Raw genomic sequence first — 18579 nt, 5'->3', positions numbered from 1 at the left:
GAGGATAGACATGAAACAGTTCACACTTCGCAGCCTGGTTACCGCTGCCACCATTCTGACAGCGAGCCTTGTCCAGGCGGAAACGCTGACGCTTTCGACACCGGATCCAGATTCGTCCGAGATTACCGTGGCCGCCAACAAGTTCGCAGAACTCGTCTCGGCCAAGACCAATGGCGAGGTGACAGTCAAGGTATTCCCGAACGGGACGCTCTATGGCGGCGATCCGTCCGCGGCCGTCAAGCAGCTCGCCGGCGGCTCGCTCGACATGTTGGTTCTCGCGACCTCGCTTTACGCCAACTTCAACCCGAAGTTTTCGGCCATCTCCATTCCCTATCTCTTCGATGACGAGGCACAGCTTCGGTCTTATCTCGCAGGTGAGCCTGGCAAGGAATTGATCGCCGATCTTGATGCCATCGGTATCAAGGGCATTAATCTCTGGCCGCGCCCCTTCCGTCAGATGACCAATTCGAAGCTGCCGATCGAAAAGCCGGAAGATCTGGCCGGCCTGAAATTTCGCGTACCCAACAATCCGCTTTGGGTCGAATTCTTCGGCAAATTGGGCGCCGTTCCAACGCCGATGGCCTTTGCAGAGGTCTATAACGCTCTTCAGCTCAAGGTCGTTGATGGTCAGGAAAATCCAATCAACGTGCCATTGTCTGCTAAATTCTACGAAGTTCAGAAGTATGTCTCCATCACCAACCACATGGGCGACGGCTGGGTGCTCGGAATCAATCCGGCAAAGTACGAGAGCCTGAGCGACGCGCACAAAAAAGCAATCGAGGAAGCGGCTGTGGAAGCTGAAGCCTGGAAAGTCGAGAACGACAACGCGACCGCCGAGAAGACCATTGCCGAACTTCAGGGTCACGGCATGCAGATCAATCGTCTGTCCCCCGAGCAACAGCAGGCCTTCGTCGCGGTTGCCAAGCAGCTCTATCCGGTCTTCGCCGGATTGGTGAAAGATCAGGCCTTCTTTGACAAGACGGTTGCGGCCGTCGGCAAGAACTGATCGATGAACGCAGGCGGACCGGCATGGAGGATGCCGGTCCGCACCAATCCGGGAGGAGGAAACATGTCTAACAGCAACTCAACTTTCGACAGGCTGCTGAAGGGCCTGAGCGACATCGCGGCGGGGCTCGCTGCTTTCGGCATTCTCCTCGTCGTTTTGCTTCAGGTCGCGAGCCGGCTCCTCGACATGTCGGTGTCCTGGACCGAGGAAGCAACACGCTATCTCTTCGTCTGGATGATCTTCCTGGGGCTTGCAGCCGGATTTCGCACCGTCGAAACCGCTCGCGTTACCGTCTTGCTCGCCATGTTTCCGCGCGCCATTCGCCGGCTCTCCGTGCCGATCTATGTGCTGAGTTCTGTCTCCTTCTTCGTGCTGATGGGATGGACCGGCTACAAGCTTGCCTGGCAGCAATTCGCCATGAACGAAACGGCCGCGACGCTCGCGATCCCGATGTGGCTCATCGGTACGATCATGCCCTTGAGCGCAATCCTTGCCGTCTTGGGGATCATCGATTCCCTGAAACGCCGGCGTCATCTCATCGAAATTCTCGATCCCGAGGTTCAGATGCCGGAGCTCCGCAATCAGCACCAGGACCCCTCAACTGCGGAGAAGCTGTCATGAGCCTGGTCCTACTTGCGCTCTTTCTCACCATGAGCGTTTTCGGCGTGCCGCTCGCGATCGCGCTTGGGCTGTCGAGCGTGATCGCAATCGTCATGTTCACCTCGACCCCGGTTGATCTCATGGCGCAGAGCATGTTCTCCGCAATGAATTCCTTCCTGCTGGTCGCCGTCCCGCTTTTCATCCTGGTCGGTGTCTTGATGGAGCGTGGCCGGGTGGCCGAGAAGCTCTTCGATTTCGCTGAGGCCATCGTTGGCTGGCTTCCGGGTGGCCTCGGCCATGTAAACGTCGCGTCGTCAGTGATTTTCGGAGGAGTGTCTGGTTCTTCGGTCGCTGACATCGCATCGATCGGAGCGATCGAGATCAAAGCCATGGAGCGTCATGGCTTCCCGAAGGGCTACGCCGTCGGTATGACGCTCTGCACCTCCACCCTGTCGTCAATCATTCCGCCGTCCATCTTGATCGTCATTGCGGGATCGATCGCCAATGCCTCGATCGGCACGCTTCTGGTGGCAGGCCTCATTCCTGGCCTCTTCATCGCCTTGGCCTTCATGATTTTCAACCACGTCTACGCGGTCCGTTACGGCTTCAACCCTCCAAGCCCCTTCAACGCGCGCCATGTCATGAAGACGGGATTAGCGGCCATTCTTCCGATGTTGACGCCAGTGATCCTGCTGGTCGGTATTGTCGACGGGTATTTCACGCCGACGGAAGCGGCCGGCATTGCCGTACTCTACACCCTCTTCCTGTCCGTCATCCTGTACCGGACGATCTCGCCGCGCGAGCTGCCTGGCATCTTTATCGAGACGGCTCGGACCTCGGGCACCATTCTCTTTATTGCGGCCACAGCTAAGCTTGCTGCCTGGGTCTTCACCTATGACGGGCTGCCGGCCCAGGTTGCGACGTTCCTCGGCGCGATCTCCACAGGCCCGACCATGGCACTCGTCCTGATCTTCCTCTTCCTGATTGTGGTCGGAATGTTCATGGATGCTATCGCGGCCATGTTCATCTTGATCCCGGTGCTGCTGCCGCCTGCGGCTTCCCTTGGAGTCGACCCCATCCACTTCCTCATCGTCATGGTCATCACCCTGACTCTGGGTCTGGTCACGCCGCCCGTCGGCGTCTGCCTATTTGCGGTGGCGCAAGTGGCAAAGATGTCGATTGAGGATGTGGTGAAGGGATCGCTGGCGCCGATGTCGATCCTCGTCGCGGCAATCCTGGCCCTGGTTCTATTCCCAAGCCTGACCCTCTGGCCGATCCGAATGCTGGGTTTGTACTGATATGGCATCGGAGCACGAAGAATCGCTTGACGCATTTCTGCTGGTAATGGGGACTGCAGGAACGGGCAAGTCGGCGATAGGCTACCGGCTGGCAGCCGCTCTAGGCTCAATATTTATCGAAGCGGATCTGTATCATAGCCCGGAAAACGTCGAGAAGATGAGGGAGGGACGAGGATTGACCGATGCAGATCGTGAACCCTGGCTTCATGATGTCTGTCGTGCAGCACTCGATTGTCCATCTCGTCCCGTGGTCATTGCACGCTCCGCCTTGAAGCGCAGTTATCGAGACCTCATCCGTGCCAGGCTTGGCAAGGTGCGCCTTGTCTTTCTAGACGGGACACGGGAGCTGATTTCTGCCCGTCTGTCGGGACGGAAAGGTCATTTTGCGTCTGTGTCGCTTCTGGACAGCCAATTGGATACGCTCGAAAGGCCCGGGCTCGACGAGGCGCCTATCGTGCTCGACATCGCTTTGCCATTGGACGCGCTGGTCGGGACAACCATTCGTCACTTAAGTGTCGAACCGTCTTCAGGCGGCACTCTGGTCTTGTGAGGCCTGCCATGCATCGCGCTCATCTCGAAGCCAATCGAGAAACTGCCGGACTTTCTTCTGACGCAGATGATCGCGAGGACACACGATCCATTGCGTGGTGATGCGCAGTTCCGGCGGATCCTTGACAGCGCAGACCAAGGCCCCGCTTCTGAGTTCGTCCTGCATCATCAGTGTGCTTTCAAGCGCGATACCCATGCCCCGCACTGCCGCATCGATTGCCATGTGGCTTCGATCGAACAGGACACGCTGCCAGCGGGCGTCCGAGGCTGCCCCGGCCAGTTGAAACCATGACGTCCACTGCGCCTGCGATTTGACGGAGTGGATCAGCCGATGCGCCTGAAGTTCGCTCGCTGTGAGAGACCCTGAGGCGGCGTAGGCTGGAGAACAAACCGGAAGAAAACGCTCTTCCGCAAGGCCTTCGACGAAAAGGCCCGGCCAGCGGCCATTGCCATGGCGCAGTTCCAGATCGACCAGTTCCTGATTAAAGTCGGTCGGCTCATTGGTTCCGTCGAGCCGTACCTCAAGATCAGGATGCCGGTCCAGAAGTCGCCCCAGGCGCGGCAACAGCCACTTGTTCGACAGGGTCGGGGTAGCACGGATGGTCAAGGTCGTAACCGATCGGAAGCCACGAATTGTCGCCGTTGCCTCCTCGATACGCTCGATCTGATCCGAGATCATTGAGAAGTATCGTTCTCCGGCCTCGGTTAACGCGATGCCACGCCCGGCTTTGGTCAGCAGTGAGACCCCGAACTGGCTTTCGAGCAACTGGATCTGCTGGCTGACGGCAGATGGCGTCACACTCAACTCCTCGGCCGCGCGGGATATGCTTCCCGCGCGCGCAGTGGTGTGAAAAACAAGGATGGCCTTGATGGGAAGTTGCATGGTGCGTTCTGGCTTTTTTATCCACCAACGATAAGTCAGGTGCCTACGGAGTAGAAGGGCACTACGTCGAAATGTGATGATTTTTGCAGGGCAGCCATACCAATTATGCTCGTCCCGCAGGCTCAGCTCTGCGGTATAAGCATCTCGGTGAAACGAAAGAGTACGCGATGAACAATGAACACAACAAAACGGCACGCCCGAGCATCTGGGGTGCCATGTGGCATGCGTTCCGACAGGAGCGCAACCGACAGGTCAAGCGTATGCTCGGCCAGCGTCGCGGCTGACTCCGGTCAGCGATCCCCGTGAGGATAGACTACTGGACCACCGCGGGTCGACTATAACTGGATGCAGCACACGCCTCATATTCCGACGCGACCAAAGCTGACTGTTCAGCCAGCTTGGCTCGGATATCGACTGCGTCGTGCGCTCTTGCATGCTCTATGCAAGTAAGAACTTCAGAATTGTTGGAATTTGTTCTGGGTCCCCAGCCAATTTTGCGAGACCCGCTTGAGCACGACGGATGGCACTAAGAACGGGAGCCAGGATTGGCCAAGTTGTTGAGGGGGACGTCGCTTTTTTTGGTAAGAAAAGGACGCTCAACTTCAGCGGAAAACCGATCTAACACGGCCCGCCTGGAGAGCCTGGATTATCGAATGATTTCAAGCGCTTATAAAAAGAGCCTTTGATTTTCCTCTGTTTTCCTGTCGCGAGCGACCGTGGATGCCATCTTTGTGCCCTGCTTTGGGCTGACGTCAACATGGCGGACGAGCGGTAATTATTCCCGCTCGTAGGCGCCGAGGTCGAGGCCAGGTCGTGTTTTCGCGCGACAGCTTAGTGTCTTCAATTCGGTCCCCCGTTGGCAGCCTCGCACCAACAACCGGACATCCGCTCCCACGGAGACGGACCTACTCCGTGCTCTCAGCACCAGCGATAATGGAGCTCAAGCCAGCCCTGCAGGTGCATCCTTATCTTTTCTTTACGCCCCTCCCACTTCTTCCCAATCGAAGCCTGACCCGAGGTGGCCTTAATCCTTCTCCTGTATCAACAGGAGACCCTGATATGTCTGACCTCATCTTTATCGCGCTCGGCTCTGGCACGCTTCTGGTGCTGGCACTTTATGCCCGCGCGCTCGACCGGCTGTGAGGGGCACACAAATGCTTGAACCCCTTTTCGGCCTCGCTGTCGCCGTCGCGCTTGGCGTCTATCTCGTCGTGACGCTCCTGCGTCCCGAGCGTTTCTGATCGGGAGCAGATCCATGACACTTGTCGGATGGCTGCAGATCAGCCTCCTCTTTTTCGCCGTCCTTCTCGTCATCAAACCACTCGGCCTTTACATGGCGCGGGTGTTTTCGGGCGAGCGGACCCTTTTGTCTCCCGTGCTCGGCCGCGTTGAGCGCGATCTCTACCGCGTGAGCGGCATCAACCCCGAGAAAGAGCAGAGCTGGCTCGGCTACACGCTTGCGATGATCGCGTTTTCGCTGGCTGGCTTTGTGGCGCTCTATGCGATGCTGCGGCTGCAGGCCTATCTGCCGCTGAACCCTCAAGGGTTCCCTGGTCTGCCTTCGGATCTCGCCTTCAACACGGCTGTCTCTTTCGTCACCAACACCAACTGGCAGAACTACGGTGGTGAGACGACGATGAGTCACTTCTCCCAGATGGCCGGCCTCACCGTGCAGAATTTCCTATCGGCCGCGACCGGCATGGCACTCGCGATCGCCGTCACCCGCGCACTCGCCCGCTCTAAGGTTGCAACGCTCGGCAATTTCTGGGTCGATATGACGAGGGCCACCCTCTACGTCCTGCTGCCGCTCGCCATTGTCGTCGCACTTGCCTTCGTTGCCATGGGCTTGCCACAGACGCTCGATGCCTCGGTCACGGCCACGACGCTCGAAGGCGCCAACCAGGTGATTTCGCTCGGCCCCGTCGCCTCCCAAGAAGCGATCAAGCAGCTCGGCACCAACGGCGGCGGCTTTTTCAACGTCAATGCAGCCCATCCCTTCGAGAACCCGACAGCCTGGTCCAACTATCTGAACATCTTCGCCATGCTGTCGATCTCAGCATCTCTCGTCTACACTTTCGGCCAGATGGTCGGAAACCGCCGACAGGGCTGGGCGCTGATCTCGGCCATGGCGGTTCTCCTGATCGCAGGCGTCGCCGTCACCTACTGGGCCGAAGCCCAGGGCAACACGATCCTGACGGCGGTCGGAGTCGATCCAGCGCTCGGCAACATGGAAGGCAAGGAAGTCCGCTTCGGCCAGGCGATGACGGCGCTTTATGCAGCGGTCACGACCGGCCTCTCGGATGGCGGCGTGAACGGCATGCATGGCTCGTTCACCGGCTTGGGCGGTCTGGTTCCGATGTTCCTGATCCAGCTCGGTGAGGTGCTGCCGGGTGGTGTCGGCTCCGGCCTCTACGGCATGCTGGTCTTCGCGCTGCTTTCCGTCTTCGTCGCCGGCCTCATGGTCGGCCGCACGCCGGAATTCCTCGGCAAGAAGATCGAAGGCCGCGAGATGAAGTTCGCTATGCTCGCCGTGCTCATCCTGCCGCTCGCCATCCTCGGCTTTACTGCCGTCTCGGCCATGCTGCCCTTCGCGGTGGCAAGTGTCGGCACATCAGGCCCGCACGGGCTGTCGGAAATCCTCTATGCCTATACCTCGGCTGCCGGCAACAACGGCTCGGCCTTTGGTGGCCTCACCGGCAACACGCCCTGGTACAACACGACGCTCGGGATCGCGATGCTGCTCGGTCGCTTCGCCTATGTCGTGCCGGTCATGGCAATCGCCGGATCGCTCGCCGCCAAGGTGAAGTCGCCGGCTTCCGCTGGCACCTTCCCAACCGACGGCCCGCTGTTCGTCGGCCTGCTGATCGGCATCATTCTCATTCTCGGCGGTCTGCAGTTTCTGCCTGCGCTGGTGCTCGGCCCAATCGTCGAACACTTCGCCATGCTCGCCGGCCAGACCTTCTAAGGAACCATCATGTCAAATGAGAAAAAGGCATCCGCTCTTTTCGACCCGGCGATCCTGCTCCCGGCGATGCGTGATGCATTCATAAAGCTCGATCCGCGCAAACTCCTGCGCAACCCGGTCATCTTCGTGACCGAGATCGTCGCCGTCGTCGTGACGATCCTGTTCATCCGTGACTTCGCCGCAAATCCCGGCGAGGCCGGTTTCTCCGGCCAGATCGCCGCCTGGCTCTGGTTCACGGTGCTCTTCGCCACCTTCGCTGAAGCCGTGGCGGAGGGCCGTGGCCGCGCCCAGGCCGACAGCCTGAAGAAGACCAAGTCGGAACTCGTCGCTCGCCGGCTTGGAGCCAACGGCAAGACGGAGACGATCCCGGCCTCCAGCCTTAAGGTCGGCGAAATCGTGCTGGTCGCGGCCGGTGAACTCATCCCCGGCGATGGCGAAGTGATCGAGGGTGTTGCCTCGGTCAACGAAAGCGCCATCACAGGTGAATCCGCCCCCGTCATCCGCGAATCCGGTGGTGACCGCTCGGCGGTGACAGGCGGCACGCAGGTGTTGTCAGACGAAATCAAGATCAGGATCACCGTCCAGCCTGGCTCCTCCTTCGTAGATCGCATGATCGCGCTGATCGAAGGCGCTCAGCGCCAGAAGACGCCGAACGAGATCGCACTGTCGATCCTGCTCTCGGGCCTGACGCTTATCTTCCTGTTCGTCTGCGTCGCGATCTGGGGCCTTGCTGGCTATTCCGGCACGGTGCTCTCCGTCACGGTGCTGGCAGCCCTTCTCGTCACTCTGATCCCGACCACGATCGGCGGCCTGCTCTCGGCCATCGGCATCGCCGGTATGGACCGGTTGGTGCGCTTCAACGTGATCGCCACCTCGGGCCGTGCGGTCGAAGCCGCTGGCGATGTCGACACGCTGCTTCTCGACAAGACGGGCACGATCACCTTCGGCAACCGTATGGCCAGCGACTTTCTCACCGCTCCCGGTGTCACGGCGACGGAACTGGCAGAGGCAGCCCTCATCGCCTCATTGTCTGACGAAACGCCCGAGGGCCGCTCGGTCGTGGCGCTGGCGACGGGCGAGTTCGGCGTGCCCATGCCGAAGGCCGAGTTTGATGCCGTCATTGGCTTCACCGCCGAAACACGCCTTTCGGGCGTCGACATCGGTCAGCGCCGTCTGCGCAAGGGTGCCGTCGATGCGGTGCTGAAATTCGCAGGCCTCCCCGAACAGCATGCTCCCGCTGAATTCCGCCGCGCCGTCGACCAGGTCGCCCGCACCGGTGGTACACCGCTCGGCGTGGCCGATGGCGACCGCCTGCTCGGCGTCATCCATCTCAAGGACGTCGTCAAGCCCGGCATCAAGGAACGCTTCGCAGCACTGCGCGCCATGGGCATCCGCACGGTCATGGTCACTGGCGACAATCCGGTCACGGCCGCGGCCATCGCTTCGGAAGCCGGTGTCGATGATTTCCTCGCCCAGGCGACGCCGGAGGATAAGCTCGCCTATATCCGCCGCGAGCAGCAGGGCGGCCGCCTGATCGCAATGTGCGGCGACGGCACCAATGATGCACCGGCGCTTGCCCAGGCCGATGTTGGCGTCGCCATGCAGACCGGCACCCAGGCCGCCCGCGAGGCCGCCAACATGGTGGACCTCGACTCCAGCCCGACCAAGCTCATCGAGATCGTCGAGATCGGCAAGCAGTTGCTGATGACGCGCGGATCGCTGACGACCTTTTCGATCGCCAATGACGTGGCCAAATACTTTGCCATCATCCCGGCGCTGTTCGTGGCCACCTATCCGGCGCTCGAAGCCCTCAACATCATGGGGCTGACGTCACCGCAGTCGGCCATCCTGTCTGCCGTCATCTTCAACGCGCTGATCATCGTGGCGCTCATCTCGCTGGCTCTGAAAGGCGTGGCTTACCGTCCGTCCGGTGCCGCAGCGCTTCTTCGCCGCAACCTGCTCGTTTATGGCGTCGGCGGCCTGATCCTTCCCTTTGCCGGGATCAAGGTCATCGACATCGCCGTCAGCGCTCTTCATCTGGTGTAATCATGATCAACCATCTCAGACCTGCACTCACCCTCGTTGTCGCCATGACCGCACTCACCGGGCTTGCTTATCCACTGGCGATCAACGGCATTGCCCAGTCCGTCATGCCGGCCCAAGCCAATGGCAGCCTGATCGAACGCGACGGAGCGGTCGTAGGCTCAGCGCTGATCGGCCAGACCTTTACCTCGGACCGCTACTTCTGGCCTCGCCCCTCGGCGACCGGACCAAACCCATACAACGCTGCGGCCTCGTCCGGCTCCAACCTCGGCACAACCTCGGTCAAGCTGAAGGATCGTGTCACCGCAGATGTCGCCCGGTTGACCGCAAGCGGCATCGCGCAGCCTGTCCCGGCTGATTCCGTCACCACCTCTGGCTCCGGTCTCGACCCGCATGTCTCGCCGGCCTTCGCGGAAGCTCAGGTGGCGCGCGTTGCGCAGGCGAGGGGGCTGGATCCATCTGTCGTCGCCACGCTCGTCGCGCAGCAGACCGAAATTCCGACCTTCGGCATTATCGGTCAAGCAAGGGTCAATGTGCTAGAGCTCAACCTGGCACTCGATGCCCGGTAATGTGTGAGGCCTGAATGGCGGATGACGACCGCAGGGACGACCGGCGTCCCGATCCCGATGCCCTGCTTGCCCTGGCGGAGAAAGACCGCCGGGGCAAGCTGACCGTTTTTCTGGGCGCTGCTCCGGGCGTCGGCAAGACCTATGCGATGCTGTCGCGGGCCAGACGCCTGAAGGCCGACGGCGTGGATCTGGTCGTCGGACTGGTCGAGACCCACGGTCGCGGTGAGACGGCAGCACTGCTCGATGGACTTGAGATCCTGCCTCGACGCAGGGTGGCTCATCGTGGTCGGATGCTGGAGGAGTTCAATCTCGATGCAGCGCTCGAACGGCGTCCCCGCATCATCATCGTCGACGAACTCGCCCATTCCAACCCCGAGGACAGCCGTCATCCCAAGCGGCATCAGGATATCGAGGAGCTGATATCGACCGGCATCAATGTCTGGACGGCGCTCAACATCCAGCATTTAGAAAGCTTGGCCGATCTCGTCGCCCAGATCACCGGGGTGACCGTGCGCGAGCGCGTGCCCGATACCGTGCTCAAACGTGCGGACGAAGTTCTGCTCGTTGATCTCGCGCCATCCGAACTCATCGAACGGCTGAAGGACGGCAAGGTCTACCTGCCTGAAAGCGCCAACCGCGCTGTCGACCGCTTCTTCCGCCTCGGCAATCTGACAGCACTGCGTGAACTGGCGCTGCGCCGCACAGCGGACCGCGTCGACGATCAGATGGTCGACTATCTCAAGCAGAATGCCATCGACGGCCCCTGGGCCACAGGCGAGCGGCTCATTGTCTGTGTCGGCTCCGATCCCCTGTCGGAAAAGGTCGTGCGCGTTGCGAGCCGCTTGGCCTCGGGTCTCAACGCCCCCTGGCTCGTCGTCTCGATCGAGCGGGCCGACCGGGAAGTCGAGACGCCGGAGCGGCTGCAACGGATCGAGACGCTGTTTCGCTTGGCCGAACAACTGGGTGCCGAAACCCGCCGTGTGATCGGCAATGATTTCGTCGAGGAGATCCTCAAGCTCGCCCGCCGCGAACACGCCACCCAGATCGTCATCGGCACGCGCAAACGCAGCCGCTGGCAGAAGCTCGTTAGCCGCTCGCTGCCGGACGCATTGGCGGGCAGGGCATCGGGCCTGAGCATTCACATCGTGACACCGGACGGCACCGCCGCCGACCGTGCACGCCCGTCGCTAAGCCTACCAGGAGCCACGGCGCTAAGACAGTCGTCCATCTGGGCTCTCGGCTTCGTCGCCCTGACGACGGTCCTGGGGAAGGGGATCGACGTCTTCGTCGAGCTGCCGAATATATCGCTGCTCTTTCTCCTCGCCGTCCTCGGAGCCTCGGTGGTTGGCGGCTACGCTTCGGCATTCCTGGCAGCACTCCTCTCGGCGCTCTCCTACAATTTCTTCTTCATCAATCCCCGCCACACCTTCACCATCGCAGCCCCGCACGAGGTCTTTGCGCTCTTCGTCTTTCTGGCCGTGGCCATCATTGCCGGCGGTCTCGCGTCGCGTATCCGTGAACAGGCCGAAGTTGCACGCATCCGCGCGACGGCGCTGCAATCGCTCTATGATTTCTCCCGCAAGCTCGCGAGCACGGGAAAGGGCGATGACGCGATCTGGCTTGCTGTTTCGCAACTGCAGGCGAGCCTGAAGCGCAAGGTCATATTGCTCGTTCCGCGCAAGGGCGATCTCGGTGTAGCCGCCGCCTGGCCGCCTGATACGGAACTCGACGTGACGGACATGACTGCCGCCCGCTGGACCCATGACAAGCGCGAGCCGGCCGGCCACGGTACGGGCACGCTGCCGAACAGCCGTTTCGAGTTCCGCCCGCTGCTCGGACCCCATGGCATTGTCGGTGTCTGCGGCATCGAGCACACGGGCGACCGGCTCGACCTCAACGCCGAGCGTGCGCTGACCGCCATTCTCGACCAGACGGCAATCGCACTCGACCGGGCACGCCTCGCCGACGAGACTGTCGAGCAGGCGGCGCGACTGGAAGGCGAACGCTACCGCGAGGCGCTCCTGTCATCCATTTCCCATGATCTGCGCACGCCTCTTGCGACGATCACCGGCGCCGTCACCGGCCTCCGCCAACTTGGTGAGCGCATGACGCCTGAAGACCGCGACGACCTCCTGCAGTCGATCGAGGAGGAGAGCGGACGGATGAGCCGCTTCGTTGCCAATCTGCTTGATATGACACGCATTGAGGCCGGCATGCTGACGCCAAAACAGGACTGGGTAGATGTCGCCGACGTCGTGCAGTCCACTGTCGAGCGGACGCGCAAATATGCGCCCGGACGGGTCGTCGAGACGGGCATCGCCTCTGACCTGCCGCTCATTCGTGGCGACAGCGTGCTGATCGGTCAGGTCCTGTTCAACCTTCTGGACAATGCGGTGAAGTATGGCGGCGACGAACCGATCAATGTCTATGCCCGCCGCGACGGCAAGGATGTGATGATCTCGGTGACCGATCACGGCAAGGGTATTCCGCCTGAGGATCTGGACCGCATCTTCGAAAAATTCTATCGCAGGGGAAAGCCGGATGGGCGCGCACCGGGAACGGGGCTCGGCCTCTCGATCGCCCGCGGCTTCGTTGAGGCCATGGGCGGCAAGATCCATGCGGAGAGCCCGGCACTCAAGAAGCGGGGTACGCGCATCGTGATGCGGTTTCCCGGAAGCAATGAAGCAAGGGGAGATGTCCGATGAACCAGTCCCGCATCCTGGTGGTGGATGACGAGCCCCAGATCCAGCGGTTCCTGAAACCGTCTCTTACGGCTGCCGGCTACGAAGTGGTCGAGGCTGGAACGGGCGCCGAAGCCTTGAAGGCAGTCGCAACCCAGGCGCCGGACCTCGTCATCCTCGATCTAGGCCTGCCTGATATGGACGGCAAGGAAATCATCGCGAACCTCAGAGGCTGGTCGGACATCCCGATCGTCATCCTTTCGGCCCGCGACCGCGAAAGCGAGAAAATCGCGGCGCTCGACCTCGGTGCAGACGACTATGTCGAAAAACCCTTTGGTATCGGAGAACTCACCGCGCGTATCCGCACCGCGCTGCGCCATCGTGGACGTCGGGATGCGATCCCGACCGTGATGGAAGTCGACGGCCTGACGATCGATCCTATCAAGCGCATCGTCTCGCGAGGCGGCGAGCTCGTGCACTTGACGCCGAAGGAGTATGACCTGCTCCTTCTACTTGCCCGTCATACCGGTCGGGTAGTGACCCACCGCACATTGTTGACGACGGTCTGGGGGCCTGCACATGGCGACGATCTGCATTACCTCCGCGTCTTCATCGGCCAGTTGCGCCAGAAGATCGAGCAAGATCCAACCCAGCCCCGGATCGTACGCACGGAACCGGGCGTCGGCTATCGGATGGCCGAGCAGGAATGAAGACTGCTGCAGGATGCGCCTTCAGCTCGAGTACGAGTGTCCGTTCCTGTTGCTCCGCTTCATTGCAGGGACGGTTTCTTCACTCCCCGAATACGGACGCTATTTGCGGGTCCCCAGCCAATTCCGCGAGACCGGCTTAGGCACAACGTATGAACGGAAGAACAGCGGCCAGAATTGCTCAAGTTTTTGAGAAGACGCCGCTTTTTTTTGTGAGAAACAGTCGCCGATTTCACGCGGAAAACCGACTGAAAATGGCCTGCCTGGAGAACCTGGATTCTCGCATGATTTCAAAGGGTTAGAAAAGTTGCCTCTGATCTTCCTCTGTTTTCCCGCCGCGAGCGACCGTGGATGCCATCTTTGTGCCCTGGCTTTGGGCCGACGTCAACATGGCGGGAGAGCGGCAATTATTTCCGCCCGACACTTGGAATGTTCAGCCCAGGGTGCGCGATAACTTTGATCCGATTGTCAACCATACGCGCCGGCCTTCGTAGGCCCTAGATATTGCGGGTTCGCTATAGCGCAGTTGTTTGGATGAGCTGACCGTAGCTTCACGGCCCCGCCTGTTGTGATCCGCCGCATGCTGGCTATTGTTATCCGAGTTTTCACTGGCCTTCCGGGCGCGCTGTCGCTCAAGTCCCTGGTGCGGCTAGTGATTGGCGCCGACGAGCCTGAGCCTGCGGAGAACTTCTTGGGGTGCGGGCGCTCGCCAGACTGTCTGGAAGCACTCCACCACATTGCTTGCAGTAACCGCCAGTCCGGGCAGTGCGACCCAGTCAGGGGCCGGCCTGCCGAGGAGCGCGGTCACTGTGATGGAGGCTGCGCTCTCACCCTGGCGGAACGGCTGCTGGGCGGCAATCGCGACAAGGGGGGCGCTGGCAGCAAGCCCGATCGCCGCCGCATGGCCGAGATCCACGGTCGTCATCGGAATCTTGCGCCCTAGTGTTTTGAGAACGCCGGCGGCCATCATTGCCGGCGTGTCCCAGACGACAAAGAGGCCGGCGAGATCCGGATGGGCTTCGGCAAGAGTGCGCGTGGTTGCGGCAACTGCCGACAGGGCCGGAAACCGCTGGACTCGCAGCGTAACGTCCGGACGGTGGATCTGCATCCATTTCACGAAGGCGATTTCCCGCTCGTTGGTCGCGAAGAAATCGGCGTCGTAGCCGAGCACGCCGACCTCCGCGCCATCAGGCAGATGCGGCGACAAGCCTTCAGCCGCGATCTTGCCGAGGCCGAAATTGTCTGCCGAGACGAGGGAGATGTAGTCCTTTCCCGGAAGAAGTCCGGTTGGTGCGTTGTCGAGCAGGATGAGCTTTATGCCGGCCGCAGACACGCGCGCATGCGCCGCTGCCACTTTCGAATTGGCGACGGGCAGGGATATGATGGCATCCGGTGCTTCCTCGATCAGCCGCCCGAGTGCCTCGATCTGGACCTCCGGCGTGAAGGCGCAGTCGATCACGTCGATGACCGCAACCCCGCAATTGCCGAGCATGCCGATGATGCCGGAAAGCTGCTGTTTGGCCCAGTCGCTTTCGAGCGTGTGCAGCACGACGGCGACCCGCAAGCCTCCTGCCCGCGCCCGCTCCATGTCCTCCGGCAGCAGCAGAACCCGCTCTGGCGCCGATGCCCGCTCCCCATGAGGGCCGAGACCCGCAATCGTCATTCAATCCTCCTCACATATTCGGCGGCCGGACAACATCCCCCTCGATGACCTTTCGCCGGGCAATTTCTTTTTTCATCTCCCGGAAAAGCGGATGCGCCTGAGGCTGCCCGGCCATGATCCAGTCTTTCAGCATCGGTGGTGCGAATAACCCCTCGGACGCAACGATTGCGGCCCCGACAAGACCTGAAGAACTGCCCATCTGGGAGCGGATGATCTGCATGTCGCGGCTGACGAGGGGGTGGCAGGCACCGTAGATGGCCTCCCGCGCGGAGGCGAGAAGAATGTCATTGGTCTGCGCGATCGAGCCGGACAGCACGATGAGCGCGGGGTTCAGCATGTTGGCGAGCGTCGCGACCACCTGGCCGATCAACCGGCCACTCTGCGCCAGGATATCGATGGCGGCGGCATCGCCCATCTGTGCGGCCTGGGCGACTTCCAGCGCCGTGATCTCGGCGCCGCGTCGAACGAGCTCGGCAAGTATCGGGCTGGTGCCGTTCTCTGCTGCAAGCCTGCCATCCTGGGCAATGTGGTCCGACCCCGCCATCGCCTCAAGAGTACCCGTCCTGTCGCCGACGGTCACCGGAACAGAACCGATGAGGCCGACGGCCCCCTGTGCGCCGCGAAAGAGAATTCCGTCGCTTGCAAGCCCGGCGCCGATGCGTTTGCCGACCTTGACGAACATCATGGTGCGCTGATTGCGCCCGGCTCCGGCATGCAGTTCGCCCATCGTCATGGTCTCGACGCTGGAACGGAGCCAGACGGGTGCATCGAAGGCCCCAACGAGTGTTTCGACAAGCGGAAAACTCTCCCAGCCGGGCAGAACGCCAGGCGTGGCGCGTTGGAAAAGCGTCTCGGCACCGTCGGAGACGGCGCCTGGAACGGATATTGAGATGCCGTAGAGCTGGATGTCCGAATGCCGTTCCAGGATCCAGCGAAAAAGCGTGACCAGACGATCGGCGAGGGCGGACACAGGTTGGCTGAGTTCGGTCGCCTCGTGATGCTCCATGAGCAGGGAGCCGCCGAGATCGGCAATACCGACGCCGAGCGCGGTTTGGTCGAGCGTGGCAACGAGGATGCGGCCACGATCTGCGGCAAAACGCACGAGGCGCGGCGCGCGCCCACCGGATGCGGTCGCAAGTTCGCTTTCGTCGACCAGACCGAGTTCGCCGAGCGTACCCAAGCGGTCTGCGACGACCGCGCGGCCGAGTTCACTCTGGCGCTCGATTTCCTGGCGTGTGGCGGCCTGTTCTGTCCGCACCAGATTGAGAATTTCGACAAGGCTCGGCGCCGCGGTCTCGGTGACGCGCGGCCGACCTTTGCGGCGGGGAGCGGCGTCATTTGCCGCGGTTGCCGTCGTCGCCATGCCTTCTTCCTTCCGGCGGATTCGCCCTCTCCATCCTTCTTAAGGCGGAGGCTTCCGACTGGCAACATCGATCTTTTGCATTAAATCAGCAAAAGTATGGTTAGTTCTGCAGTTAAATAATTGACATGCACTTTTTATGGACGTAAGACAGCTCGCACATCAACACGGTCACTGGGAGGAGGCGCCGATGTCGAACTTCAAGCTCGCCTATCATGCGAACTGCTGGGGCAGTCTTGGCGGAGATGCGGTCGGCGTCACGTCAATCACCAATCTCGCTTACCGCACCTTTGGCGACATGCGCCGGGCCTTCGCCGACATCGCGTCGGCGGGTTATGAGGGTGTCGAGCTCTTCGATGGCAACCTTCTCGATTTCGGCGTGGACGACATGCGGGCCCTGCTCGGCGACAACGGGCTGACGCTCGTGGCAACCTATGCCGGCGGCAATTTCATCTTCGACGATATCCTGCCGGAGGAGCTGGCCCGGGTGACCCGCGCGGCGGATCGTGCTGCCGAACTCGGCGCCCCGCATCTGGTCGTCGGCGGTGGCGCCAAGCGCTTCGACGGTATTCGCGAGGCCGACTATCACAAGCTTGCAGCCGCGCTCGACCGCGTGAAGGAAATCGCCGAGGCGCGCGGCCTCACCGCCCATTACCACCCGCATCTTTCAACCATCGTCGAGGGGCCGGCCGAGGTGCGCAAGATCTTCGCGCTCACTGGCATTCATTTCTGCCCGGACACGGCCCATCTCGCCGCTGCCGGAGGGGATCCCGCCGCACTCGTCCGCGAGCATGCAGCACGCATCTCCTATGTCCATCTCAAGGGGTTCCAGAAGGAGCCCTTCGCCTTCACACCGATCGATCGCGGCGACGTGCCGACGAACGACATCATCGCGGCCCTTCGGGAGGTTGGCTTCGATGGCTGGGTCTGCACCGAGCTCGATTCATGGTCTGACCCACTCGAAGGTGCGAAGGCGAGCATGACCTATCTCAAATCGGCCTGACGGCCGCGACCGGGGCGCATGCCCCACTTTCGGGAGGAGAAAGTGATGATGAAGAGACGAACCCTGTTGGGCACTGCCGCCGTGTTGGCGCTTGCCTGCACCTATTCAGCGCCGGCCTTCGCCGATCCTGACAGCGCCCTGGCCGCGCTCCAGCAGACGGTCCTGTCCAAGGGACCGTCGGGCGAAGATCCCTCGCCAGCCGCCGACGTTACCCTGACCGACGAGGAACTGGCGAAGATCAAGGCCATGAATGCGACGGCCGCGATCGTCATGCATTATGGCGGCAACGACTGGTCCCGCGCCCAGATCAACGGTCTTCAGACCCAGTTCGCCGCGATGGGCATCAAGGTGCTTGCGGTGACCGACGCCGGTTTCAAGCCGGAAAAACAGGTCTCCGACCTTGAGACCATCATGGCGCAGAAGCCTGATATCATCGTCTCGATCCCGACGGATCCGACAGCGACGGCCGCGGCCTACAAGGCAGCCGCAGACGCTGGCACCAAGCTCGTCTTCATGGATAATGTGCCGACCGGCTTTGAAGCCGGCAAGGACTATGTGTCGGTCGTATCTGCCGACAACTACGGCAATGGCGTGGCCTCTGCGCACCTGATGGCCAAGGCGCTGAACGGGGAGGGCGATATCGGGCTCGTATTCCATGCCGCCGATTTCTTCGTCACCAGGCAGCGTTTGGATGCCTTCAAGGCGACGATCGCCTCCGACTACCCCAATATCAAGATCGTGGCCGAGCAGGGCATCGGCGGACCTGATTTCTCGGGCGATGCGGAAAAGGCGGCGTCTGCTATCCTCACCTCCAACCCCACCATCAAGGGCATCTGGGCGGTCTGGGACGTGCCGGCCGAAGGCGTGATTTCGGCGGCGCGTGTCGCGGGTCGCGACGATCTCGTCATCACCACGATCGACCTCGGGGAAAACGTGGCGATCTCGATGGCCCAGGGCGGCTTCGTCAAGGGGCTCGGCGCGCAGCGGCCTTATGATGCCGGTGTCGTCGAGGCCAAGCTTGCCGGCTATGCGCTGCTCGGTAAGGAAGCGCCGGCCTTTGTCGCACTGCCTGCCCTTCCGGTGACACGCGACACACTGCTCGATGGCTGGAAGGCGGTCTATTCCACCGAGGCGACCGACAACATCAAGACGAGCCTCGGACAGTGATCCGCAGGATACGGGGCGCTGCTCGCGCCCCTTATCCGACACGATCCGGCCTTCGCCGGCAGTCGAACTTGGCGCCCAAAGGGCG

General features: G+C 61.5%; 16 protein-coding genes. 13 read left to right on the top strand and 3 right to left on the bottom strand.

Features of this window, described 5'->3' with window-relative positions; all coding sequences use genetic code 11:
- Positions 1 to 10: 10 nt before the first annotated feature.
- From ASE36_RS05110 to ASE36_RS05095, 4 genes are all read left to right on the top strand, one after another.
- Positions 11 to 1006, top strand: a complete 996-nt coding sequence (locus tag ASE36_RS05110; protein ID WP_062276173.1) for a DctP family TRAP transporter solute-binding subunit — start codon at positions 11 to 13, stop codon at positions 1004 to 1006.
- Between the two features lie 63 nt (positions 1007 to 1069).
- On the top strand, positions 1070 to 1627 hold the full coding sequence (locus ASE36_RS05105) for a TRAP transporter small permease (protein WP_062276171.1): 558 nt from the start codon (positions 1070 to 1072) through the stop codon (positions 1625 to 1627).
- A complete protein-coding gene (locus tag ASE36_RS05100; RefSeq protein ID WP_062276169.1) occupies positions 1624 to 2904 on the top strand; it encodes a TRAP transporter large permease in 1281 nt (426 codons plus the stop codon). The genes ASE36_RS05105 and ASE36_RS05100 overlap by 4 nt, the downstream gene beginning before the upstream one ends.
- Position 2905: 1 nt before the next feature.
- The gene (locus tag ASE36_RS05095) at positions 2906 to 3454 is read left to right on the top strand and encodes a gluconokinase (protein ID WP_082510836.1); all 549 of its coding nucleotides are present in this window, start codon (positions 2906 to 2908) and stop codon (positions 3452 to 3454) included.
- Here ASE36_RS05095 and ASE36_RS05090 read toward each other — a convergent pair.
- Entirely contained in the window at positions 3431 to 4336 is a 906-nt protein-coding gene (locus tag ASE36_RS05090) for a LysR substrate-binding domain-containing protein (RefSeq protein WP_062276167.1), read from the bottom strand. The genes ASE36_RS05095 and ASE36_RS05090 overlap by 24 nt on opposite strands.
- A gap of 933 nt (positions 4337 to 5269) precedes the next feature.
- Here ASE36_RS05090 and ASE36_RS22510 point away from each other — a divergent pair.
- The 7 genes from ASE36_RS22510 to ASE36_RS05060 are packed head-to-tail and all read left to right on the top strand — an operon-like array spanning position 5270 to position 13304.
- Positions 5270 to 5479, top strand: a complete 210-nt coding sequence (locus tag ASE36_RS22510) for a hypothetical protein (RefSeq protein WP_156378567.1) — start codon at positions 5270 to 5272, stop codon at positions 5477 to 5479.
- Between the two features lie 11 nt (positions 5480 to 5490).
- On the top strand, positions 5491 to 5577 hold the full coding sequence (gene kdpF / locus ASE36_RS23255) for a K(+)-transporting ATPase subunit F (protein WP_062276165.1): 87 nt from the start codon (positions 5491 to 5493) through the stop codon (positions 5575 to 5577).
- A gap of 14 nt (positions 5578 to 5591) precedes the next feature.
- Positions 5592 to 7301: a potassium-transporting ATPase subunit KdpA gene (gene kdpA, locus ASE36_RS05080; protein ID WP_062276162.1), complete on the top strand. Its 1710-nt coding sequence runs from the start codon at positions 5592 to 5594 to the stop codon at positions 7299 to 7301.
- Positions 7302 to 7310: 9 nt separating this feature from the next.
- A complete protein-coding gene (gene kdpB / locus ASE36_RS05075) occupies positions 7311 to 9347 on the top strand; it encodes a potassium-transporting ATPase subunit KdpB (RefSeq protein ID WP_062276160.1) in 2037 nt (678 codons plus the stop codon).
- 2 nt (positions 9348 to 9349) lie between these two features.
- The gene (kdpC, locus tag ASE36_RS05070) at positions 9350 to 9913 is read left to right on the top strand and encodes a potassium-transporting ATPase subunit KdpC (RefSeq protein ID WP_062276158.1); all 564 of its coding nucleotides are present in this window, start codon (positions 9350 to 9352) and stop codon (positions 9911 to 9913) included.
- A 14-nt stretch (positions 9914 to 9927) separates the two neighbouring features.
- Positions 9928 to 12618: a sensor histidine kinase gene (locus tag ASE36_RS05065; protein ID WP_062276156.1), complete on the top strand. Its 2691-nt coding sequence runs from the start codon at positions 9928 to 9930 to the stop codon at positions 12616 to 12618.
- The gene (locus ASE36_RS05060; RefSeq protein ID WP_062276154.1) at positions 12615 to 13304 is read left to right on the top strand and encodes a response regulator; all 690 of its coding nucleotides are present in this window, start codon (positions 12615 to 12617) and stop codon (positions 13302 to 13304) included. The genes ASE36_RS05065 and ASE36_RS05060 overlap by 4 nt, the downstream gene beginning before the upstream one ends.
- A 646-nt stretch (positions 13305 to 13950) precedes the next feature.
- On the opposite strand, the gene ASE36_RS05055 is transcribed toward ASE36_RS05060, so the two are convergent.
- Together ASE36_RS05055 and ASE36_RS05050 are read right to left on the bottom strand one after the other, a co-directional pair.
- Complete coding sequence (locus ASE36_RS05055) at positions 13951 to 14964, bottom strand: substrate-binding domain-containing protein (RefSeq protein ID WP_062276152.1); 1014 nt, start codon at positions 14962 to 14964, stop codon at positions 13951 to 13953.
- 10 nt (positions 14965 to 14974) lie between these two features.
- A complete protein-coding gene (locus ASE36_RS05050; RefSeq protein ID WP_062276150.1) occupies positions 14975 to 16327 on the bottom strand; it encodes an ROK family protein in 1353 nt (450 codons plus the stop codon).
- A 187-nt stretch (positions 16328 to 16514) separates the two neighbouring features.
- Between ASE36_RS05050 and ASE36_RS05045 the strand changes: the two genes are divergently transcribed.
- Positions 16515 to 17327 carry a sugar phosphate isomerase/epimerase family protein gene (locus ASE36_RS05045; RefSeq protein ID WP_062276148.1) on the top strand — a complete coding sequence of 271 codons (813 nt, stop codon included), beginning with the start codon at positions 16515 to 16517 and terminating at the stop codon, positions 17325 to 17327.
- Between the two features lie 45 nt (positions 17328 to 17372).
- Complete coding sequence (locus ASE36_RS05040) at positions 17373 to 18494, top strand: substrate-binding domain-containing protein (protein ID WP_082510834.1); 1122 nt, start codon at positions 17373 to 17375, stop codon at positions 18492 to 18494.
- Positions 18495 to 18579: the final 85 nt, after the last annotated feature.

This window comes from Rhizobium sp. Root274 (assembly GCF_001429245.1).
GTDB lineage: Bacteria > Pseudomonadota > Alphaproteobacteria > Rhizobiales > Rhizobiaceae > Allorhizobium.
The sequence above is the reverse complement of the archived record's forward strand: the minus strand, read 5'-3'. Positions and strand labels throughout refer to the sequence as shown.